This is a genomic window from Streptomyces sp. NPDC006207 (genome assembly GCF_040613835.1).
Lineage (GTDB): Bacteria > Actinomycetota > Actinomycetes > Streptomycetales > Streptomycetaceae > Actinacidiphila.
The window spans coordinates 31,332-51,054 of record NZ_JBEXSX010000070.1; the positions used below are offsets into that span (position 1 = coordinate 31,332).

General features: G+C 73.9%; 21 protein-coding genes and 1 riboswitch. Of the genes, 9 read left to right on the forward strand and 12 right to left on the reverse strand.

Annotation, left to right across the window (positions count from 1 at the left end; translation table 11 throughout):
- Positions 1-16 precede the first annotated feature (16 nt).
- Complete coding sequence (locus ABZ312_RS37590; RefSeq protein WP_499511389.1) at positions 17-631, forward strand: sulfite oxidase-like oxidoreductase; 615 nt, start codon at positions 17-19, stop codon at positions 629-631.
- A gap of 21 nt (positions 632-652) precedes the next feature.
- Here the strand turns inward: ABZ312_RS37590 and ABZ312_RS37595 are convergent, their stop codons facing one another.
- From ABZ312_RS37595 to thiO, 6 genes are all read right to left on the reverse strand, one after another.
- Positions 653-1,204 carry a DUF4396 domain-containing protein gene (locus ABZ312_RS37595; protein WP_500439654.1) on the reverse strand — a complete coding sequence of 184 codons (552 nt, stop codon included), beginning with the start codon at positions 1,202-1,204 and terminating at the stop codon, positions 653-655.
- 88 nt (positions 1,205-1,292) lie between these two features.
- The gene (locus ABZ312_RS37600; RefSeq protein WP_500329876.1) at positions 1,293-2,198 is read right to left on the reverse strand and encodes a deoxyribonuclease IV; all 906 of its coding nucleotides are present in this window, start codon (positions 2,196-2,198) and stop codon (positions 1,293-1,295) included.
- The gene (gene pknB, locus ABZ312_RS37605; RefSeq protein ID WP_500329874.1) at positions 2,186-4,084 is read right to left on the reverse strand and encodes a Stk1 family PASTA domain-containing Ser/Thr kinase; all 1,899 of its coding nucleotides are present in this window, start codon (positions 4,082-4,084) and stop codon (positions 2,186-2,188) included. Before pknB ends, ABZ312_RS37600 begins: the two co-directional genes overlap by 13 nt.
- A gap of 176 nt (positions 4,085-4,260) precedes the next feature.
- Positions 4,261-5,064, reverse strand: a complete 804-nt coding sequence (locus ABZ312_RS37610; RefSeq protein WP_499511385.1) for a thiazole synthase — start codon at positions 5,062-5,064, stop codon at positions 4,261-4,263.
- 5 nt (positions 5,065-5,069) lie between these two features.
- Positions 5,070-5,288 carry a sulfur carrier protein ThiS gene (thiS, locus tag ABZ312_RS37615; RefSeq protein WP_500329873.1) on the reverse strand — a complete coding sequence of 73 codons (219 nt, stop codon included), beginning with the start codon at positions 5,286-5,288 and terminating at the stop codon, positions 5,070-5,072.
- Positions 5,285-6,433 (reverse strand): glycine oxidase ThiO, encoded by a 1,149-nt coding sequence (gene thiO, locus ABZ312_RS37620; protein WP_500329871.1) that lies wholly within the window; start codon positions 6,431-6,433, stop codon positions 5,285-5,287. Before thiO ends, thiS begins: the two co-directional genes overlap by 4 nt.
- Positions 6,430-6,543: riboswitch (TPP riboswitch) on the reverse strand. (Overlaps the previous gene by 4 nt.)
- An 82-nt stretch (positions 6,544-6,625) precedes the next feature.
- On the opposite strand from thiO, the gene ABZ312_RS37625 reads away from it, so the two are divergent.
- From ABZ312_RS37625 to ABZ312_RS37645, 5 genes are all read left to right on the forward strand, one after another.
- Positions 6,626-7,828, forward strand: coding sequence for an NAD(P)/FAD-dependent oxidoreductase (locus ABZ312_RS37625; protein ID WP_500329870.1), 1,203 nt, complete (start codon positions 6,626-6,628; stop codon positions 7,826-7,828).
- Between the two features lie 100 nt (positions 7,829-7,928).
- Positions 7,929-8,294 (forward strand): Rv2175c family DNA-binding protein, encoded by a 366-nt coding sequence (locus ABZ312_RS37630; protein WP_500329869.1) that lies wholly within the window; start codon positions 7,929-7,931, stop codon positions 8,292-8,294.
- A 47-nt stretch (positions 8,295-8,341) separates the two neighbouring features.
- Positions 8,342-9,034 carry a thiamine phosphate synthase gene (gene thiE / locus ABZ312_RS37635; protein WP_500329867.1) on the forward strand — a complete coding sequence of 231 codons (693 nt, stop codon included), beginning with the start codon at positions 8,342-8,344 and terminating at the stop codon, positions 9,032-9,034.
- Positions 9,035-9,195: 161 nt separating this feature from the next.
- A complete protein-coding gene (gene metF / locus ABZ312_RS37640; protein ID WP_500329866.1) occupies positions 9,196-10,113 on the forward strand; it encodes a methylenetetrahydrofolate reductase [NAD(P)H] in 918 nt (305 codons plus the stop codon).
- 56 nt (positions 10,114-10,169) lie between these two features.
- A complete protein-coding gene (locus ABZ312_RS37645) occupies positions 10,170-11,132 on the forward strand; it encodes a hypothetical protein (RefSeq protein WP_500329864.1) in 963 nt (320 codons plus the stop codon).
- A gap of 21 nt (positions 11,133-11,153) precedes the next feature.
- Here the strand turns inward: ABZ312_RS37645 and ABZ312_RS37650 are convergent, their stop codons facing one another.
- The 6 genes from ABZ312_RS37650 to ABZ312_RS37675 all read right to left on the reverse strand — a co-directional run bounded on the left by ABZ312_RS37650 (position 11,154) and on the right by ABZ312_RS37675 (position 17,275).
- Entirely contained in the window at positions 11,154-11,282 is a 129-nt protein-coding gene (locus ABZ312_RS37650; protein ID WP_500329863.1) for a hypothetical protein, read from the reverse strand.
- A gap of 85 nt (positions 11,283-11,367) precedes the next feature.
- A complete protein-coding gene (locus ABZ312_RS37655; protein ID WP_500358203.1) occupies positions 11,368-12,897 on the reverse strand; it encodes a phytoene desaturase family protein in 1,530 nt (509 codons plus the stop codon).
- Positions 12,898-12,907: 10 nt separating this feature from the next.
- Positions 12,908-13,522, reverse strand: coding sequence for a DUF4126 domain-containing protein (locus ABZ312_RS37660; RefSeq protein ID WP_500439655.1), 615 nt, complete (start codon positions 13,520-13,522; stop codon positions 12,908-12,910).
- Between the two features lie 289 nt (positions 13,523-13,811).
- Complete coding sequence (locus tag ABZ312_RS37665; RefSeq protein ID WP_499511375.1) at positions 13,812-14,423, reverse strand: TetR/AcrR family transcriptional regulator; 612 nt, start codon at positions 14,421-14,423, stop codon at positions 13,812-13,814.
- 43 nt (positions 14,424-14,466) lie between these two features.
- Entirely contained in the window at positions 14,467-16,581 is a 2,115-nt protein-coding gene (locus ABZ312_RS37670) for a YhgE/Pip family protein (RefSeq protein ID WP_500439656.1), read from the reverse strand.
- Positions 16,553-17,275, reverse strand: a complete 723-nt coding sequence (locus ABZ312_RS37675; RefSeq protein ID WP_500329954.1) for an ATP-binding cassette domain-containing protein — start codon at positions 17,273-17,275, stop codon at positions 16,553-16,555. The genes ABZ312_RS37670 and ABZ312_RS37675 overlap by 29 nt, the downstream gene beginning before the upstream one ends.
- A gap of 226 nt (positions 17,276-17,501) precedes the next feature.
- On the opposite strand from ABZ312_RS37675, the gene ABZ312_RS37680 reads away from it, so the two are divergent.
- The 3 genes from ABZ312_RS37680 to ABZ312_RS37690 all read left to right on the forward strand — a co-directional run bounded on the left by ABZ312_RS37680 (position 17,502) and on the right by ABZ312_RS37690 (position 19,496).
- Positions 17,502-17,993, forward strand: a complete 492-nt coding sequence (locus ABZ312_RS37680) for an SAV_6107 family HEPN domain-containing protein (protein ID WP_500439657.1) — start codon at positions 17,502-17,504, stop codon at positions 17,991-17,993.
- Between the two features lie 87 nt (positions 17,994-18,080).
- The gene (locus tag ABZ312_RS37685) at positions 18,081-18,851 is read left to right on the forward strand and encodes a methyltransferase (RefSeq protein ID WP_500329858.1); all 771 of its coding nucleotides are present in this window, start codon (positions 18,081-18,083) and stop codon (positions 18,849-18,851) included.
- 234 nt (positions 18,852-19,085) lie between these two features.
- Entirely contained in the window at positions 19,086-19,496 is a 411-nt protein-coding gene (locus ABZ312_RS37690; RefSeq protein ID WP_500329857.1) for an SCO2097 family morphological protein, read from the forward strand.
- The last annotated feature ends 227 nt before the right edge of the window (positions 19,497-19,723 follow it).

A 19,723-nucleotide genomic window follows, 5' to 3' on the forward strand; every position in this document is an offset into this window, starting at 1 on the left:
CTGTCACCATGGACGCATGGGTCAGTCCGAACGCCGCGAAGGGGAGCTTCCTCCCGGACAGCGGCTCCAGCGGGGCTGGCCGGTCACCCACTACGGTCCGGTGCCCAGGTTCAAACCCGAGCGCTGGGAGTTCCAGGTCTTCGGCGCCACGGCGGACGGCGGCAAGCGTGCGTGGGGCCACGAGGAGTTCGCCGCGCTGCCGTACACGACCGTCACGGGCGACTTCCACTGCGTGACCAAGTTCAGCATGCTCGGCGTCGAGTGGGGCGGTGTCTCCACCGCCGAGATCCTGCGGCTGGCGCCGCCCGCGCCGGACGTCACGCACGTCATGGTGTGGGCCGAGTACGGCTTCAGCTCCAACCTGCGGCTGGCGGACTTCGCCGACCCCAAGTCGATATTCGCGACCCACCGCGGCGGCGAGCCGCTGACCGCGGAGCACGGCTTCCCGGCCCGGCTCGTCGTGCCCCACCTCTACGCCTGGAAGGGCCCCAAGTGGGTCAGGGGCGTGGAGTACATGACGTCCGACCGCCGCGGCTTCTGGGAGGAGCGCGGCTACCACAACCTGGGCGACCCCTGGAGCGAGCAGCGCTACTCGTACCAGGAGGAGCCCGGCGACGGGCCGGAGCTGTAGCCGCCGGGCCTCCGCCGCGGGTCAGTGGTACCGGTGCACGACCGCGTGTCCCTTGCCGCGGCCGATCATCCACTTGTTGACGGGTGTGGTCACCAGGAAGGCGACCGCGAAGGCCAGCGCGAGGCTGATCCAGAACAGCGCGTCCGACAGCGTGGCGTCCATCGCGCCCGGGAACAGCAGGATCGTCCCGTTGTCCGCGAGTTCCATGAAGACGATCGAGACGGTGTCGGCGGCGAGCGCCACCCGTACGGCGCCGCGCAGGTCCAGGCCGGCCCGCAGGACGCCGCGCATGGTGAGCGAGTAGCCGAAGACGAAGGCCAGGACGATCGCCAGGGTCATCGTCGGGACGTTGTGCCAGCCGAGGGCCGTGCCGATCAGCATGCCGAGGACCTCGCCGATCGCACAGCCGGTGAGGCAGTGCAGCGTGGCCTGGACGGCGGTGCCCCAGGAGGCCGGGCCGGTGTGGTGGGCCGCCGTGTGGTGCTCGTGGTGGGACGGCTCGTGGTGGGACGGCTCGTGCTGGGACGGCTCGGGGTGGGACTGATGCCGTTGGGAGTGCTCGACGTGCTGCATCCTGTGTCCCCCAGGGATGAGTGCGGGTGTCGTCGTGCGTTCTGGCTCCTCAACGCATTACCCCCCTGGGGTATTCCTGCCGATCCGGTCAGGCCGGGCGCAACGACTTCAGCACGGCCACGTCCGTGGCCATCCCGGTGCCCTTGGGGCCGCCGTTCGGCGTCTCCACGACCAGCGGCACGCCCTGCGTGGCGGGGTGCCGGAAGAGCTCCCCGAAGGCGGTGGCACCGATGTGACCGGCGCCGATGTTCTCGTGGCGGTCCTTGTGGGCGCCGGCGACGTCCTTGGAGTCGTTGGCGTGGACGAGCTTCAGCCGTCCCTCGCCGACCGTCGCCACCAGCTCGTCCAGGACGGCCTTGACCCCGCCGGCCGCCGCGAGGTCGTGCCCGGCCGCGAACACATGACAGGTGTCCAGACAGACCCCCAGCCGTGGGTGGTGGTCCAGGGCGTCGAAGTACGGGCCCAGGTCCTCCACCAGCGAGCAGAGCGAGAAGCCCTGCCCCGCGGTCGGCTCCAGCAGCAGCCACGGGTCGTCGTCGTGCGTCAGTTCCTCCAGCAGCGGCAGCATCCGCTCCCGTACCTGCGCCAGCGCGGTGGCCCGGGAACGGCCGCCGGTCGCCGACCCGGTGTGCACGACCGTGCCCAGGGCGCCGATCGCCCGCCCGCGGCGCAGCGAGTGGCGCAGCGAGTCCACCGAGTGGTCGACCGTCGCCTCGGTGTGCGAACCGAAGTTGATCAGGTACGGCGCGTGGACGTACGCGGGGAGTCCCTGCGCGGCGCAGCGCTCGCGGAACTCCTCGTCCTGGCGCGGACTGCCGGGCGGGGTCGCCCACCCGCGGGGGTTGGCGACGAAGACCTGCACGGTCTCGGCGCCCATCCGCGCGGCCTCCGCCAGCCCGGTGGTGGCCAGACCCCCGGCCACGGCGACATGGCCGCCGACGGGGTTGCGGAGCTCGGCGGCGGCGCCGCCATCGGACGTGACTATCGCACCCACAGTGTGATCGTGCTGCCCTTCGGTGCCTCGGTGCCGCCGGCGGGCGACTGGTTGTTGACCTGGCCGGTGAAGAAGAACTGGATGACGCGCACGTCGAAGCCCGCGGCCTCCAGCTTCGCCTTCGCCTTGTCGACGTCCAGGCCCTGCACGTCCGGTACCACGACCATCTCCTGGCCCTTGGAGACCTGCAGCGTGACCGTGTCCCCGGCCGCCAGCCGCGTGTTCGCGCCGGGCGTCTGCCCGGCGACCGCGCCCTCGTCCGCCTGGTCGGAGTAGACCTGCCGCGGGTCCACCTTGACCCGCAGCCCGGCGTCCTCCAGCTGCCGGCGGGCGTCCTCCAGCGGCTGCCCGACCACGTCGGGGGCGTCGACGGGCGCGCCCTTGCTCACCACCAGCGACACGGCCGAGTCCGGCCGGCGGCTCGCGCCCGAGCCGGGGTCGGTGGAGATCACCCGGCCCCGCGGCACCTCGTCGCTGAACTCCCGGGAGACCGTCCCCGGACTCAGTCCGGCGGCCTTCAGGCGTCGCTTCGCCTCCGCCAGCTCCTCGCCCACCACGCCCGGGACCTTCACCCGCTCCGGGCCCTTGGACACGGTGATCGTCACCGTGCCGTTGTCGCGGATGCGCTCGCCCGTGCCCGGGTCGGTGGAGGCCACCTTGCCCTTGGTCATGGTGGGGTCGAACGCCTCGACGACCTCGACCCGCAGCCCGGCGTCGCGCAGCTGGCGCTCCGCCTGCGCCTGCGGCAGCCCGACGACGGCGGGGGTCCGGGTGAACTGGCCGTCGTTGATGTACCAGACGCCCGCGCCGACGCCGAGGATCAGCAGCAGGGTCGTCACGACGGCGATGGCCCCGGGACGCCGCCGGGGCCGGGTCGACGTCCGGGACGCGGCCCGGGGCTGCTGCCGGGTCGGCTCGGGCGAGAACTCCAGGCGCGCGGTGCGGTGCACCACCGTCGTCGGTTCCTCGGCGCCGGCCGGTGCCGCGGGGGCGTGCGCGGGGGTCCGCGCGCCCGGCGGCACCAGGTCCAGCTGCTCGGGCGTCATGCCCTGGCGCACCGCGTGCAGCCGCCGCAGCAGCTCCGCGGCGTCGGCCGGACGCCGGGCGGCGGCACGCGCGGTCGCCTCGGCCACCAGCGCGTCCAGCTGCGGGGGCAGCCCGGGGGAGGCGGCGGACGGGGCGGGCACGTCCTCGTTCAGCAGCTGGTAGACCACCTGCACGGGCGTCCCGCCGGTGTGCGGCTTGCGGCCGGTGAGCATCTCGTAGAGCAGCACCCCGCACGCGTACACATCGGTGCGCTCGTCGGTCGTGGGGCTCTCGACCTGCTCCGGCGCCATGTACGAGACCGTGCCGAGGACACCGCCGGCGGAGGTGTTGGTGTGCGTGCCCGCGATCCTGACCAGGCCGAAGTCCGCCACCTTGACGCGGCCGTCGTCGCCTATGAGGACGTTCTCCGGCTTCATGTCGCGGTGCACCAGCCCCGCGCGGTGCGCCGCGCCGAGCGCGGCCAGCACGGGCTCCAGGATGTCCAGCGCGGCGCGGGGCGGCAGGGCGCCGCGGTCGCGCAGCACGTCGCGGAGGGTGCAGCCCGCGATGTACTCCATGGCCAGGTAGACGTAGGTGCCGTCGGCGCCCTGGTCGTAGACCTGCACCACATTGGGGTGGTCGAGGCGCGCCACCGTCTTCGCCTCGCGGATGAAGCGCTCCACGAAGCCGGGCTCGGCGGAGAGGGCGGGGTGCATGACCTTCAGGGCCAGCACCCGGTCCAGGCGGGTGTCCAGCGCCCGGTACACCGTCGCCATGCCGCCGACCGCGATCCGGGACTCCACCCGGTAGCGGCCGTCGAGCGTCTGCCCGACGAGCGGGTCCTGAAGCGTCGTATCCACGAAGGTGCAGTTTACGGTGCCGACATGACCCTTCTGGGCTAACCCGCCCAAGTTGTACCTCACCCGTGCCGTACCGCGACCGCCCCGTGGCCCGCGCTGCCACGTGCCACCGGGCGGGAGCGGCCCCGGTCCGGCGCGGGCCCCCGCAGGTCGTGGCACGGTGCCCTGGCCAGGGGTCAGCAGGCGCCGAAGGCGGGGCGCTCGGGGTCGAACGTGGCGAGTCCCACAGCCGGCGAGGACGCGTTCGCGTGGTGGCGGCGGGGGATGCGCCCCGCCCGGTACGCCAGGCGCCCGGCGTCGACGGCGTGCCGCATGGCCTCGGCCATGAGCACCGGTTCCCTCGCCCGGGTGACGGCGGAGGCCAGCATGACGGCCGCGCAGCCCAGCTCCATCGCCAGGGCCGCGTCCGAGGCCGTCCCGGCACCCGCGTCCAGGATCACCGGCACCGTCGCCCGCTCGACGATCAGCTCGAAGTTGTGCGGGTTGCGGATGCCGAGCCCCGATCCGATGGGCGAGCCCAGCGGCATGATCGCCGCGCAGCCCGCGTCCTCCAGCTTCCGGGCGAGCACCGGGTCGTCGTTGGTGTACGGCAGCACCGTGAAGCCGTCGTCCACGAGGGTCTCCGCCGCGTCCAGCAGCTCCACCGGGTCCGGCAGCAGGGTGCGCTCGTCGGCGATGACCTCCAGTTTCACCCAGTCCGTGCCCAGCGCCTCGCGCGCCAGGCGGGCGGTGAGGACGGCCTCGCCCGCGGTGTAGCACCCGGCGGTGTTCGGCAGCACGCGGATGCCGTGCCGGGCGAGCACGGACAGCACGGAGCCCTTGACCGTGGGGTCCAGCCGCCGCATGGCGACCGTGGTCAGCTCGGTGCCGGAGGCCAGCAGCGCCTGCTCCATCACCTCCAGGCTGGGCGCCCCGCCCGTGCCCATGATCAGCCGGGATCCGAAGGCGGTGCCGCCGATGGTCAGCGGGTCGTCGGCCATGGGGGTCAGCCTCCCTGGACTGCGGTGAGGACCTCGACGCGGTCGCCGTCGCGGAGCGGGGTCGCCGGCCACTGGGCGCGGGGGACGACCGTCTCGTTGAGCGCGGCCGCCACTCCGGACGGGGCGACCGTCAGGGTCGCGACGAGGCGGTCGAGGGTGACGCCCTCGGCGACCTCCCGCGCCTCGCCGTTGACGGAGACGGACAGAAGGAGGGGCGCGGTCATGCGTGCTGCTCCTGGAGGGCGAAGCGGTCGGGGGAGAAGGGCCGGGCCTGCGCGGGGACTTCCGACCCGGTCAGGACCTCGGCCATCACGTCCCCGGTCAGCGGGGTCAGCAGCACGCCGTTGCGGTGGTGGCCGGTGGCCATCACCAGGCCGTCCAGCGCGCCGCGGCCGAGCACCGGGGCGTTGTCGGGCGTGCCGGGGCGCAGGCCCGCCTGCGTCTCGGTCAGCGGGAGTTCGGTGATGCCGGGGAGCAATTCATGGGCGTCGCGGAGCAGTTCGTACACCCCGCCGGCGGTGACGGTGGTGTCCCAGCCCATCTCCTCGCTGGTGGCGCCGACGACCAGCTCGCCGTTCTCGCGCGGCACCAGGTAGACGTGACCGCCGCGCACCACGGCCCGTACCGTCCGCGACAGGAACGGCGCGTACGCCGCCGGCACCCGCAGCCGCAGCACCTGCCCCTTCACCGGCCGTACGGGCGGCAGCGCCCGTGCGGGCAGCCCCTCGACCCGGCCGCTGAGGCTCCCGGCGGCCAGCACCACCTGCCCGGCGGCGATCCGGGTGCCGTCCTCCAGGACCACCCCGCGGGCGCGGTCGCCCGTGACGTCCACCCGCGCCACCCGCGACCGCCGGAACTCCACCCCGGACAGCTCGCAGGCGCGCACCAGCGCCGCGGCCAGCCGCCGCGGGTCGATCTGGTGGTCGCCGTCGACCCGCAGCCCGCCGTGCACGCCGGGTGCGAGCATCGGCTCCAGGCGGCGGCACTCGCGGCCGCTGAGCCACTGCGACGCCAGGCCCAAGGACTCCTGGAAGGAGTGGAGTTCGCGCAGCTGCGCCCGGTCGTCGGCGTCGAGGGCGACGGCGAGGGTGCCGCACGTGCGGTAGCCGAGGTCGAGCCCCGTCGTCTCCTCCAGCTCGGCCACGAAGGACGGATAGCGCCGGGCCGCCGCGAGGTTGAGCTCCAGCAGCGGCTGCTCGCCGTACTGCACCTCCGTGACCGGCGCCAGCATCCCCGCGGCCACCCGGGCGGCCCCGCCGCCCGGTTCGGGGTCCGCGACCGCCGTGCGCAGGCCACGCCCGCGGGCCCGCCACGCGGTGACCAGTCCGATGATCCCGCCGCCGACCACGACGACGTCATGACGGTGCATGATGTTCCCGCTCCTCCCTTCGCCGGCATGACCCGGATCAGGTTCGTACGGTCGGCGGCCGCTCCAGCCGCCCTCTCAGCCCGGTGCGCCGGGCTCCCGCGAGTGCTCCTGAACCACCTTAGTACGCGCCATCCACGGCGAGTAGGGCACCGGTACCGGCGGGCGGCGCCCCCGCGGCGTTACGGTGATCGCGTGACCAGCAGCGAGCAGCGCGTCGTCGTCGTCGGGGCCGGGATGGCCGGAGTGCAGACCGCCGTGTCCCTGCGCGAGCAGGGCTGGGGCGGGACGATCACGCTGATCGGCGCGGAGCCGCACGCCCCCTACGACCGGCCGCCGCTGTCCAAGGGCGTGCTCTTCGGCGCCGAGGAGGGCCCGGCGCTGGACGTCGACTTCGCCGGGATCAACGTCGAACTGCTGCTCGGGCGGCACGCGACCGCCCTGCGCCCCGGGGAGCGGCAGGTGCACACCGACGCCGGCCCGGTCGGCTACGACAAGCTCGTCCTGGCCAGCGGCGCCGAGCCGGTCATGCTGCCGGGCAGCGAGGGCACGCCGGGCGTGCACGTGCTGCGCACCCTGGACGACGCCACGGCGCTGCGCCCGGTGCTGGAGAACCGGCACCGGGTCGTGGTGGTCGGTGCGGGCTGGATCGGCGCCGAGTTCGCCACCGCGGCCCGTCACGCCGGGTGCGAGGTGACCGTCGTCGAGGCCGCCGACCATCCGCTCGCCGGGGTGCTGCCCGAGCACATCGCCGAACGGATGCGCGGCTGGTACGCGGAGGAGGGCGTGGAGCTGCGCACCGGCGCGGTCGTCTCCTCCGTCGAGCCGGGCGCGGTGCGCCTGGCCGACGGCAGCGTGCTCGCCGCCGAGGCGGTCGTCATCGGGATCGGCGCCCGGCCCGCCACCGGGTGGCTGGCCGGCTCCGGCGTCGAGCTGGGGCCGGACCGCTCGGTCCTCGCCGACAACCGGCTGCGCACCTCGGTGCCGGACGTGTACGCGGTGGGGGACTGCGCCTCCTTCCCGTCGGCGCGGTACGGGGAGCGGCTGCTGATCCACCACTGGGACAACGCGGTGCAGGGGCCGCGCACGGCCGCCGCGAACATCCTGGGCGGTGACGAGCCCTACGACCCCGTCCCCTACTTCTGGTCGGAGCAGTTCGGGCGGTTCGTGCAGTACGCCGGGTACCACGTGGACTCCGACCGCATGCTGCTGCGCGGGGACCCGGACGGGCCCGCCTGGTCGGTGCTGTGGCTGCGCGACGGCCAGCTGGTCGCGCTGTTCGCCGTGGGCCGGCCCCGCGACCTGGCGCAGGCCCGCAAGCTCATCGCCCGCGGCGCCCACCTCGACGACACCCTGGCCGCCGACCCTGCGGTGCAGCTGCGGGCGGCGGTCGTCTGACGCCCGTGGTGGTGCCGGAGGCGTAGCGGACCCGTCAGGACGGAGCAACGGGTGGCCTGAGCGGTTCCATGGTGTCGGTCCGGGATGGCACGCTTGTCCTGTGACCGAGATCGACGCAAAGATTGACTCCCTCGTCCCCTCCTGGCTGTACGTCCCCGACGTCGCCGAGCGCCTCGGCGTGGAGGTGACCCGGGTCCGCCAGCTCATCAAGGAGGGCCAGCTCATCGCCGTGCGCCGTGGTGAGAACCGGGTGCTGATGGTCCCCGCCGACTTCATCGGCGAGGAGAAGATCGTGAAGGGCCTCGCGGGCACCCTCACCCTGCTCAAGGACGACGGGTTCAGCGACGAAGAGACCCTGGAGTGGCTGTTCACCCCGGACGAGAGCCTGCCCGGCACCCCCGTCCAGGCGCTGCGCGACAACCGCGGCACCGAGGTGAAGCGTCGCGCCCAGGCACTCGCCGTCTGACCGAACGACCCGCCACCGCCGCAGCCACCCGAGGGGGACCCGCCCGTATGAGCACGCGTACGAGCACGAGCACGAGCACCAGCACGGGCATCCGCGCCCAGCTCGCCGACGCCCGGCTCTACCTGTGCACCGACGCGCGCAAGCGCCACGGCGGCCTGGCGGAGTTCGCGGCGTTCGCGGACGCCGTGCTGGCCTCCGGGGTCGACGTCGTCCAGCTGCGCGACAAGAGCCTGGAGGCCCGCGAGGAGCTGGAGTACCTCGCGGTCCTCTCGGAGGAGTGCGGACGGCACGGCAGGCTGCTCGCGGTGAACGACCGTGCCGACGTGGCGCACGCCGCCGGGGCGGACGTCCTGCACCTGGGCCAGGGCGACCTGCCCGTGCCGGCCGCCCGTGCGATCCTCGGCGACGAGGTGGTCATCGGGCGGTCCTGCCACTCCGAGGCCGAGGCGGCCGCGGCCGCCGTGGAGCCCGGTGCGGACTACTTCTGCACCGGGCCGGTGTGGCCCACCCCGACCAAGCCCGGCCGGCCCGCGCCGGGCCTCGGCCTGGTCCGGTACGCGGCGGGCCTGGGCACGGACCGGCCGTGGTTCGCGATCGGCGGGATCGACCTGTCCAACGTGGAGCAGGTGCTCGACGCCGGGGCCCGCCGGATCGTGGTCGTACGGGCCGTCACCGAGGCGGCCGACCCGGGTGCCGCGGCGGCCGAGCTGGCCAAGCGGGTGCGCTCCTACGAGGACTGAGCGAGGACCGGGCGAGGACCGGACGACGGCGCAGCGGCGGCCCGCAGGGGGGCGGGCGCCGTGCGGGGCCGTCTCGCGCCGCGAGCGCGGGATGTCCAAGGGGTGGACTTTTGGGCGTCGTCTGTTGGGACGGCCCAGTCCTCGCCGATAGCCTGAGGCCCATGGCCCTCGGAACCGCCTCCACCAGGACCGATCACGCGGTCACCATCCGTGAGCTGCTGGCCTCCGGCGAGCGCTCGTACTCCTTCGAGTTCATGGCGCCGAGGACCGAGAAGGGCGAGCGGACCCTGTGGAACGCGATCCGCCGCATCGAGGCGGTGGGCCCCACCTTCGTCTCCGTCACCTACGGCGCGGGCGGCAAGTCCCGCGAGGGCACGGTCCGGGCGACCGAGCGGATCGCCTCCGACACCACCCTGACCCCGGTGGCCCACCTGACCGCGGTCGACCACTCCGTCGCCGAGCTGCGCAACATCATCGGCCAGTACGCCGACGCGGGCATCCGCAACATGCTCGCGCTGCGCGGCGACCCGCCCGGCGACCCCATGGGGGAGTGGCTGCGGCACCCGGAGGGCGTCGACCACGCCTACGAACTGGTCCGGCTCATCAAGGAGTCGGGCGACTTCTGCGTGGGTGTCGCCGCCTTCACCGAGATGCACCCCCGCTCGACCGACTGGGAAAGTGATACGCGTCACTTCGTCGAGAAGTGCCGGGCGGGCGCGGACTACGCCATCACCCAGATGTTCTTCAACGCCGAGGACTACCTGCGCCTGCGCGACCGCGTCGGGAAGGTGGGCTGCGAGACCCCGATCATCCCCGAGATCATGCCGGTCACGAACGTGAAGCAGATCGAGCGCTTCGCCCAGCTCGGCAACGCGCCTTTCCCGCAGGAGCTCGCGGACCGTATCCTCGCGGTCAAGGACGATCCGGCCGCGGTGCGGGCGATCGGGGTCGAGTACGCGACCGAGATGTGCCGGCGGCTGATGGCCGAGGACATCCCGGGGCTGCACTTCATTACCCTTAATCACTCCACGGCGTCGTTGGAAATCTACGAGAATCTGGGACTGCACCAGAGGTCGTGAGGGCGGACCCGCCGCCCCAGTGGGCCGACGACGGTGAACGGTGAGGAAGTGCGCTCATGGCCTACACAGTGCTCTACATCGCCTTCGGGGTGGTCGCGCTGTGGCTGCTCGGTGAAGTGCTCCTGCAGTACAAGGCGCGGCTGAGGTGGCGACTGCTGGCCTTCGCGGGGTTCCTTGGTGTCGTCCTGGGCGTCTACCTGCCCTCGGTCCTCGTCATCGTGGCCGGTGCCGTCGCCTTCGGCGCGGGCCAGACGTTCGTCACGCTCTCCTACCGCCGCGGCTTCGTCGAGGGTTGGGCACTGCGCTCCCCCAAGGAGGGCGCCGACGATGAGGACGACGAGGAGGCGCCGCCGCTGCCACGCCGTGCCGCCGGCCGCCGCGGCCGGGGCGCGGAGCGCGACGAGCTGCCGGACGACGGCCTGGCGACGCCGTACGAGGAGCCCGCGGGCGAGACTCAGGCCGGTGCGGGCGTCGGGCAGTCCTACGACAGCTACGCCGCCGCCGGCCCGGCCGCGGCGGCACCCGCAGGGATGGACTCCACGCAGGTCTACCAGCCCATGCCCATGCACGAGGACAGCGGCGAGTACCCGATGTACAACGGGCAGCCGAACTACGCCCAGGACCCGTACGCGGGCGCCGGTTACCAGGACTACGCCACCACCGGCTACGGCGACTGGAACGGCGGCCAACAGCAACAGCAGCCCGCCGCCGCCTCGTACGACGCCTACGGACAGCAGCAGCAGACCGGCGGCTGGGAGCAGCAGCAGACGGCGGCCTACGGCACCTACGCGGGCGGCTACCAGGACCCGTACCAGGGGCAGGGCCAGGGCCAGGGTCAGGGCACCCAGCAGCAGTACGGCTACGACACCCCGGCGGGCGGCGTGTGGGTGCCGCAGCAGGGCGGGGAGCAGCAGCAGCCCTACGTTCCGCAGCAGCAGAACACCTACGACCAGCAGGGCCAGCAGCAGGGGCAGCAGCAGGGCCAGTACGACCCGTACGACCCCTACCGCTACAGCTAGCGCCCACGGGGCGCGGACCCGTCAGCCGAAGCCGACCCGCTCCAGCCGGAAGTCCAGCAGCCCGGCGTCACCGAGGACCTCCACGTCCGCGGCGGCGACGGGCTGCCGCCGGTGGACGAGGCGCAGGAGTCCGGGCAGCGGGCCGCGCACCGCGACGGCCGCCTCGGTCCGCGCGCGCGGCGCGGAGCACAGACGGTAGGGGAAGCCACCGGTGTCCGGGCGCGGGACGCGTGCCTCAGCGGCTGCCGCCGGGACCGCCCGCTATGAGGTCGGCGGCGATGGCACCGGACATGCCGGTGTGGGCGAGGCCGCCACCGGGGTGGGACCAGCCGCCCACCAGGTACAGACCGGGGACGAGCAGCCGGTTGCCGGGGTGCAGATGAGCCCCGTCCGCGCCGGCCAGGGCGGGGCGGGGGAGCCGGCCGCCCGGGGTGCCCGTCTCCTCCTCGGTGTCGGCGGGCGTGTGCACGGCCCGCCACAGCAGGCGGTCCGTCAGATCGGGCAGGACCGCGGCCGCTGCCTCCTGCGCCGCATCCGCGACGCGCTCGGCCGTACCCGGCGCCCGCCAGTCCACCCCCGAGGGGCCGTGGGGCGGGACCGTGACGCTCAACGTGACCGACTCCGAGGCGTCGTCGGGCCGCAGGGTGTCGTCGTCGGGGCGCAGCACCGTGACCGTCGGGCGGTCGTACAGCTCGCCCCGCGCCAGTGCGGCCGCCTCGGCCTCCAGGTCCGCGGTGTGGACGACCGTACGGTGCACGGCGTCCGAGGGCCGGGCCCCGCGCAGCGCCAGGCAGACCGTGAGGCGCCCGGGGCCCTCGCAGCGGGGGCCGGGACCGATGCCGTCCCACACCCCGTCGTCGGGCCGGACGTCCCCGGCGCCGTGCGCCAGCAGCGGGGGCAGCAGCCACGGGGCGACACCGGCGACGACCGTGTCGGCCTCCACCCTTGTGCCGTCGGCGAGTTCGAGACCGGCCGTACGGCCGTCCTTCTCCACGATCCCCGCGACCCCGGTCCCGAAGTGGAACTCAACCCTCCGCGCCACGCACCGGGCGTGCACGGCGTCGGCCAGCGCCCGCATGCCGCCGCGTACGTACCAACTGCCGAAGGTCTGCTCCATGTACGGCAGCACGGTGGCGCTGCCGGGCGCGGTGCGGGGGTCGAAGCCGTACGCCAGGGCATAGGAGCCGAGCAGCGCAGCGAGCCGCGGATCGTCCAGTTCGCGCCGGGCGACGTCGGCCAGGGTGGGCGCGCCGCGCCGGAACAGCCCCCGTCGCACGGGAGGAGCCGGATACGGATCGCGGCCCAGCGCGGCCGGGTCGCCGGCGAGCGCGTCCTCCAGCAGGGGGCGGCGCGTGGCGTCCCACACCTCCCGGGCCCGCACCAGCAGCTCGCTCCAGCGCTCGCCCGCGCCGGTGCCGAGCGCCGCGTCCAGGGCCGCGACGACCCCGCCGCGGGACGCGTTGGGCAGCGACACGGACGTGCCGTCGGAGAAGAGGTGGCGGCTCGCCGGGTCGACCTGGCGCAGCGCGACGCTGTCCTCCAGGCTCTCCCTGCCGGTCTTGACGAACAGGTCGCGGTAGACGGCGGGCAGGTGCAGCAGGCCCGGGCCGGTGTCGAACCCGAAGCCCGCGCGCTCCAGCCGCCGCACACCGCCCCCGTGGGTGCCGGCCCGCTCGTACACCGCCACCCGGTGCCCGCCGGTGGCGAGCCGGGCGGCGGCAGCCATGGCGCCCATCCCCGCGCCGATCACCGCAATCCGTGCCATGAACGGGACTCTAACCCCAGCCACCGACAACGCCGCGACCGGCCTTGCGGCGTTCCCTGCGGGCCTTCCAGCGCTGCCAGGCACGGCGGATCCGCGACAGTATGAAGATCACGGTGATGACGCCCAGCACGAGCAGCACGGCCGCGATGCTCGCCGCGGCCACCGGGTGGAAGAGCGCGAAGACGATGATCGCGGCGACGCCGACGTCCTCCGCGAGGCTGATCACGATGTTGCTCACGGGCTCCGGCGAGGTGTTGACGCCCATGCGGAGCCCGGCCTTCACCAGATGGCTCACCAGCGCCGTCGTCCCGCCGACCGCGCCCGCGGCGAGCTGCGGCAGCGAGCCGTTCTGCCCGGCCAGCAGGGCCGCCACCACGCCCCCGGCGACCGGCCGGATCGCGGTGTGCACGGCGTCCCACGTGGTGTCGACGTAGGGGATCTTGTCCGCGACCGCCTCGCAGAGGAACAGGATCCCCGCGGCGATCAGCACGTCGGTGCGCTCCAGGGCGGGCGGCACCTGGTCGCTGACGCCCGTGACGCCCATCAGGCCCAGCAGGAAGACCACGGCGTAGGCGTTGATCCCGCTCGCCCAGCCGCTGGTGAACACGAGCGGAAGTACCGACATGGGCCGTGATGCTACCGAAGCCCTGGAAAACCACCGCGGCCTTTGAGCGATACGACCCGGTCATGAGTACCTGTACTCAGACCCCCACTTGAGTACCCGCACGGATGAGCGCGGGGCGGCCCGGACGCCAAGGTGGAGGCAACGGAAGGGCACGGCACCGGCACCGCCGACACGGGGCGGCGGAACGGCGCTGCGCCCGGCCGGAGCGGGGGTGCACGGGGGAGCGCCGTCCCGGAACGGCCCGACGGGGGATCGGGCCGCGCCGGGGCGGCGCGCCGTCGTACGGCGCTCAGGCTCGGGCGTGCCCCGCGACCCGTCCCTGCAGGAGCCGCGACAGGGCCGCGTGCACGTCGTCGATCGAGCGCTCGGGCTGGAAGGACAGCCAGTCCAGCGCCGCGACGAGCACCATCCCGAAGAGGGCGGCCGCCGTGAGCGGCACGTCGATCTCGTCGCTGAGCTCGCCCGCCGTCACCGCGTCGTGCAGCGTCTGCTCCACGACCGCGACCGCCTCCTTGCGCAGCACCATGAGCGTGTCCTGCCAGGCGCGGTTGGTCCGCCACAGCTCGGCCACGTACAGCTGCGTGAAGGACGGGTACTCGGCGATGAAGGCGAGCCCGGCCCGGATCATCGCGTCGATCGCGTCCACGTGGCTGCCGCCGCGGGCGGTGACGCCCGCCCCCGCCTCCCGCAGGGAGGCCGTCAGCAGGCCGACGCCGTGCCGCAGCAGCTCCTCGAAGAGCTCGTTCTTGCTGGCGAAGTTGTAGTAGACGGTGCCCTTGGCCACCCCGGCGCGCTCGGCGATCTCGTCGACCGTGGTGGCGGAGAAGCCCTGCTCGGCGATGAGCGTGACCGCGGCCTGGAAGAGCTTCTGCCGGGTGGCCTGCCGTCGTGCACTGTTCATGACGACGATTGTCTACGGTCCGGGCGCCCGGTTTCGTGCGGCCTCACAGGGACAGCTCCGGATGCAACCGGTCCAGCGTCCACACCTGCTTGCGGCGGGCCGCCACCGCGGTCAGCGCCAGCGCGCCCGCGGTGAAGGCGAGCAGCACCAGGACCGCCCGCCACACCGGCCAGAGCCCGCCGCCCGTGATGAGGTGGCGCAGCCCCTCGACGACGTAGGTCATCGGCAGGAAGGGGTGGATCGCGTTGAAGAAGCCGGGGCTGGTCTGCACCGGGTAGGTGCCGCCCGCCGAGGTGAGCTGCAGCATGAGCAGCGCCAGCACCAGCACGCGTCCCGCCGGCCCGAAGCGGGCGTTGAGCCACTGCACGATGGCGGCGAAGCAGGCGGTCACCAGTACGAGGAAGCCGACCGTCCCGGCCGCCCGCACCATCTGCAGGCCGATCGCCCAGTGCAGCACCGCCATCAGGGCCAGTGTCTGCAGCACCCCTATGGCGAGCACCGGCAGCCACCCGGCCACCGCGATCCGCCAGGCGGGGGCGCCCGCGGCCATGGCGCGCCTGCTGAGCGGCGGCAGCAGCATGTAGGCGACCATCGCGCCGACCCACAGGGACAGCGGGATGAAGTAGGGGGCGAAGCCCGTCCCGTAGTTGGGCGCCTTGTGCAGCGACTGGGCGGCGAGCCGGACCGGGTCGGCCATCACCTCGGTGCGGTCGGCGCGCTCGGCGCCGTCGTAGTCGGGGATCCGGGACGCGCCGTCGTGCAGGCCGTCGGCGAGCTGCCCGCTGCCGTCGGTGAGCCGGGTCAGACCGGTCGTCAGCTGGTTGCTGCCGTCCGACAGCCGGTACATCCCGCCCGCCAGGGTGTCGGCCCCGGAGGCCAGGTCCCGGAGCCCGGCGTCGAGGGCGCCCGCGCCGTCCGACGCCGTCCGCAGCCCCTTCGCCACCTTGTGGGCGCCCTCGTTGAGCCGGTTGACGCCGTCGACGGCGTTCTGCAGTTTCGTGGCGAGCGCCGGGTCCGACAGCGCCACGGCCGCCGAGTGCAGCGCGTCGAGGTCGTCGCGGAGGTCGTCGAGGGCGGCGGAGTGCCCCTGCACGTAGGTGTCGAGACGGGCGGCGACGCCCGCCACCTCGTCGGCGGCGTCGACGGCCTGCTTCAGCGTCCGGCACTGCGGGGTGACGGCGCCCAGGGGGCACTGCTCGGCGTAGGCGTCGTGGATCCCGGCGGCGGCCGCCTCGGCGTCGCGGGCCGCCCGCGCCGACTGCCGCGGCAGGTCGCCGATGCCGTCGCGGGCGGCCTGCGAGCCGCGGGCGACGACCCGGGCCACCGCGTTGATCTCCTTGACGTGCTGCTTGACGAAGGTCAGTTCGTCCGAGGCGCCGTTGACCTTGTCGGCCAGTGCCTGGGTCCCCGAGGCGACCTGGCCGGCGCCGCTGTCGAGCGCCCCCAGCCCGCCGGCCAGCGAACTGCTGCCCTTCTTCGCCGTGTGCAGGCCGCCGGCCAGCCGGCGCGCGCCGTCCTCGGCGGTGGAGATGCCGTCGCCGAGCCTCTTGGAGCCGGTCCGGGCCGAGCCCGCGCCCTTGGTGACGTCGTCCGCGCCGTCGGCGGCCCTGACCGTCTCGTCGTGGAGGTCGGAGAAGGCCACGAAGATGCGGTCGTAGAAGTCCCTCGACGCCTTGGTGGAGGCGGCGGACCGTACTTCGGAGAAGACCGTGCGGGAGATCTGCCCCACGACGTAGTTGTTCGCGTCGTTGGTGCGCACCTGGAGCGCGCCGGTGCGCGGGTGGTCGCCGGAGCTCGACGCGACGCGCGCGCTGAAGTCCCGCGGGATGGTCAGCGACAGGTAGTACGTGCCGTCCTCGACGCCCTTGGCCGCCTCGGCGGCACTGGTCTCGCGCCAGTCGAAGGTGGCGCTCTCCCGCAGGCCGTCCACGATGGAGTCGCCCGCGGCGACCCGTTGCCCGTTCACGGTGGTGCCCTGGTCGGCGTTCACCAGGGCGACGGGGATCTTGTCCAGCCGCCCGTAGGGGTCCCAGAAGGACCACAGGTACAGGGCGCCGTAGAGCAGCGGCAGGAGCAGCAGCGACACCATGGCCGCGCGCGGCAGCCGCCCCCTGCCGAACTTCCTCAGCTCAAGCGCTGCCAGCCTCGGCGTGCGCATCGGCCGCCCCCTCCTCGTCGTCGGTCTTAGCGTCGGTATGCGTGTCGGTCTCCGCGGCGGCCGGCCGGGTGCGCGCCACGACGGCGTCCCCCGGAGCCTGGGAGCACACCGCCAGCACCGTCGTGCCGCCCGCGGCGACGGCCCGCAGCATCGCCCAGGCCTCCTCGCGTTCCGCCGGGGCCAGCTTGTGGTCGGCGTCGTCCACCGCCAGCACCTTGGGGCGGCCCAGCAGCGCGAGGGCGGTGCCCAGACGCAGGGCCTCGAGCCGCTCCAGGTCCCGGGCCGCGGTGCGCTCGGCCTTGGGCAGCGTCGACAGGTCCAGCCCGGCCGCCGTCAGCGCCCCGTCGACGCGCGCCCTGTCCGTCGTGCCGGGCCGCACCAGTTCGCGCAGCGAGCCGCCGAACCGCCGCTGCAGCAGCACGCGTTCCCGAAGGTGCTCGCCGACGGTGAGGGCCGGGTCGAGTTCCGCGACCCCCGTGACGGGGCCGAGCGCTGCGACGCGGCGGACCGCGGCGAGCTGTTTGGGCAGCGTGAGCCCGGCCACCTCGGCCCGGCCCTCCGTGGCGCGCATGCGCCCGGTCAGCGACAGCAGCAGACAGGTGCGGCCCGAGCCGGAGGCACCCTCGACGGCGACCAGACCGCCCGCCGGCGCGGTGAAGGTGACGTCCCGGAATACCCAGCCCCGGGGCCCCATGAGCCCGAACCCCTCCGCGGTGATCACTCGCCCGCCCCCATTCTTTGAACTGACCAGTCAGTGCAAAAACACTAACGCATCGCGCCACCGGACCGCGAATCCAGGGACGTTGTCCGGCCACCGCGACCGTTTGTGCAGGTCAGCGCGATTGTCAGAGGTGTGCTTCACGATGAGTGCTGAAGGTCAGGAACTGTCGGACACGTCATGCGAAGACAGGAGGAATGTGATGACCGTGCCAGCCCGCAGGGCCGCCGTCGCCGGCGGCAGTGCCGCCGACGTCCACCCCGTGCTGCGCAAGGCCACCGCCCCCGCGGCCGCCCTCGACCTACTCGCCCAGGCCCGGCGGGGGCTCGATGAGGCCGCCGTCCTGGAGACCCCCAACGACCGTTTCGCCACCGCCCACTTGGCCGCGCTGCGCACCGCGGCCGCCGTCCTCGCCGTGCGCGGCCGCCCCGAACCCACCAGGCGGCGCCGGCAGCGGATACGCAGTGCTTGGGAGGTGCTGCCCGAGGTCGCGCCCGAACTGGCCGAGTGGAGCGCCCTGTTCGAGGCGGGAGCCCGTCAGCGGGCGCGCGCCGAGGCCGGCATCCAGGGCGCGGTCAGCCCCCGGGAGGCCGACGACCTCGTCCGTGCGACGGGGATGTTCCTGCGGCTCGTGGAGCGCCTGCTGGTGCTGCAGCCCGTGCCGGACCGGCCGCAGACGGGCCGTCCCGCTTGATCGGCCGCCGGGCGGCAGCCCACTAGAGTGGGTCCCAGGCCGGGTCGACCGGTCCCCTGCCCCGTCCGTCCGCGAGGAGCCGTCCGCATGTCCCGTCCAGGAGGGGCCGAACCGCTGCGGCCCCGCGCAGCCCTGCGTACCGCCGTGGTCTGGGAGGTCCTGCGCGATGCGCTGGACCGGCAGGCCAAGGCCGCCGGACGGGACGTCCTCGACGTGCTCGACACCGGTGGCGGCACCGGCAACTTCGCGGTACCCGTGGCCAGTCTGGGCCACCGGGTCACCGTGGTCGACCCCAGTCCCGACGCGCTCTTCGCCCTCGAACGCCGCGCGGCGGAGGCAGGCGTCACCGAACGTGTCCGCGGGGTGCAGGGCGACGCCCACGGACTGCTCGACGTCGTGCCGGCCGGCAGCCACGACGTCGTGCTCTGCCACGGCGTGCTGGAGTACGTGGACGACCCCGCCGAGGGCGTGCGCAACGCCGCGGGCACCCTGCGCGCCTCCGGCGCCCTCAGCCTGCTCGCCGCCAGTCGTCACGGGGCCGTGCTCGCCCGGGCGCTCGCCGGTCACTTCGGCGAGGCCCGGCACACCCTGGACGACCCCGACGGCCGCTGGGGCGACGGCGATCCGGTGCCCCGCCGCTTCACCGCGGGCGAGCTGACCGCGCTGGTCGCCGACGCCGGGCTGCGGGTCGGATCGGTGCACGGTGTCCGGGTCTTCGCCGACCTCGTCCCCGGCGTCCTGGTGGACACCGAACCGGGCGCGATGGACGCCCTGCTGAGGCTGGAACTGGCCGCCGCCGAGCAGCCCGCGTTCCACGCCGTGGCGACCCAGTTGCACGTGCTGGCCGAGCGCGGCTGAGCCGGAACCGGGGGCGGCGCCCCTTGCCTCTTCCGGTCACCCACCGGGAGGAGTCCGTCACACGCCCCCCGATTCCCGGTTCAGGGCCTTATGCTGGCATGACGTGGCGTTCGACGGGGAAAACACCCCCCGTCGGATTGGCGTAGTGGGGCGGGTTTCACGGGGGCGATTCCCTGCCTATCCTGGAAGGGTCGTACCGGTCGCTCCCCCGCGACCGACGAGGAGGAGGACTCCGTGCCGCTCTCGGAGCACGAGCAGCGCATGCTCGAGCAGATGGAGCGAGCGCTGTACGCCGAAGATCCCAAGTTCGCGTCGGCGCTTGAGGGAAGCGGGCTGCGCACCTACACCAGGCGGCGCGTCTACCTGGCTGTGGCGGGCTTCCTGGTGGGCATCGGGCTGTTGATGGGCGGCATGATCGCCCAGCAGCCCTGGATCAGTGTCGTGGGCTTCCTCGTGATGCTCGGTTGTGCCGTTCTCGCCGTCACCGGCTGGCGCCGTGCCGCCAAACCGGGTGCGGCCCCCGCTCCCGCGGGGAACTCCCCGCAGGGTGCCGTCGGACGGGGCCGTCGCCTCCAGCCGCGGCGCAAGATGATGGACCGGATCGAGGAGCGCTGGCAGCGGCGCCGCGACGAACAGGGCCACTGACACACAGACCAAGACGAAGGGGGCGGGGTTCCGGTCGGAACCCCGCCCCCTTCGCCATGCTGTCCTCTGGGCCGACGGGGGTGCGGCGTGCGGCCCGCCGACAGATCGGCACCGCGTACCGCCGCGCGCCGCTCGTGGGGACCGGACCCCTGGGGGCCGCCTGCTGCTGGGACGGGTACGGATGAGCGGGGACGGCACGCGGGGCACTCATTCGGGGCGTTCGGTCG

Coding starts and splice junctions, on each gene's coding strand:
- ABZ312_RS37590 (WP_499511389.1), top strand. CDS start 17: ATGGGTCAGTCCGAACGCCGCGAAGGGGAGCTTCCTCCCGGACAGCGG.
- ABZ312_RS37595 (WP_500439654.1), bottom strand. CDS start 1,204: ATGCAGCACGTCGAGCACTCCCAACGGCATCAGTCCCACCCCGAGCCG.
- ABZ312_RS37610 (WP_499511385.1), bottom strand. CDS start 5,064: ATGGCCGACGACCCGCTGACCATCGGCGGCACCGCCTTCGGATCCCGG.
- thiS (WP_500329873.1), bottom strand. CDS start 5,288: ATGACCGCGCCCCTCCTTCTGTCCGTCTCCGTCAACGGCGAGGCGCGG.
- thiO (WP_500329871.1), bottom strand. CDS start 6,433: ATGCACCGTCATGACGTCGTCGTGGTCGGCGGCGGGATCATCGGACTG.
- thiE (WP_500329867.1), top strand. CDS start 8,342: ATGAGCACGCGTACGAGCACGAGCACGAGCACCAGCACGGGCATCCGC.
- metF (WP_500329866.1), top strand. CDS start 9,196: ATGGCCCTCGGAACCGCCTCCACCAGGACCGATCACGCGGTCACCATC.
- ABZ312_RS37645 (WP_500329864.1), top strand. CDS start 10,170: ATGGCCTACACAGTGCTCTACATCGCCTTCGGGGTGGTCGCGCTGTGG.
- ABZ312_RS37655 (WP_500358203.1), bottom strand. CDS start 12,897: ATGGCACGGATTGCGGTGATCGGCGCGGGGATGGGCGCCATGGCTGCC.
- ABZ312_RS37660 (WP_500439655.1), bottom strand. CDS start 13,522: ATGTCGGTACTTCCGCTCGTGTTCACCAGCGGCTGGGCGAGCGGGATC.
- ABZ312_RS37665 (WP_499511375.1), bottom strand. CDS start 14,423: ATGAACAGTGCACGACGGCAGGCCACCCGGCAGAAGCTCTTCCAGGCC.
- ABZ312_RS37670 (WP_500439656.1), bottom strand. CDS start 16,581: ATGCGCACGCCGAGGCTGGCAGCGCTTGAGCTGAGGAAGTTCGGCAGG.
- ABZ312_RS37675 (WP_500329954.1), bottom strand. CDS start 17,275: ATGGGGCCCCGGGGCTGGGTATTCCGGGACGTCACCTTCACCGCGCCG.
- ABZ312_RS37680 (WP_500439657.1), top strand. CDS start 17,502: ATGACCGTGCCAGCCCGCAGGGCCGCCGTCGCCGGCGGCAGTGCCGCC.
- ABZ312_RS37685 (WP_500329858.1), top strand. CDS start 18,081: ATGTCCCGTCCAGGAGGGGCCGAACCGCTGCGGCCCCGCGCAGCCCTG.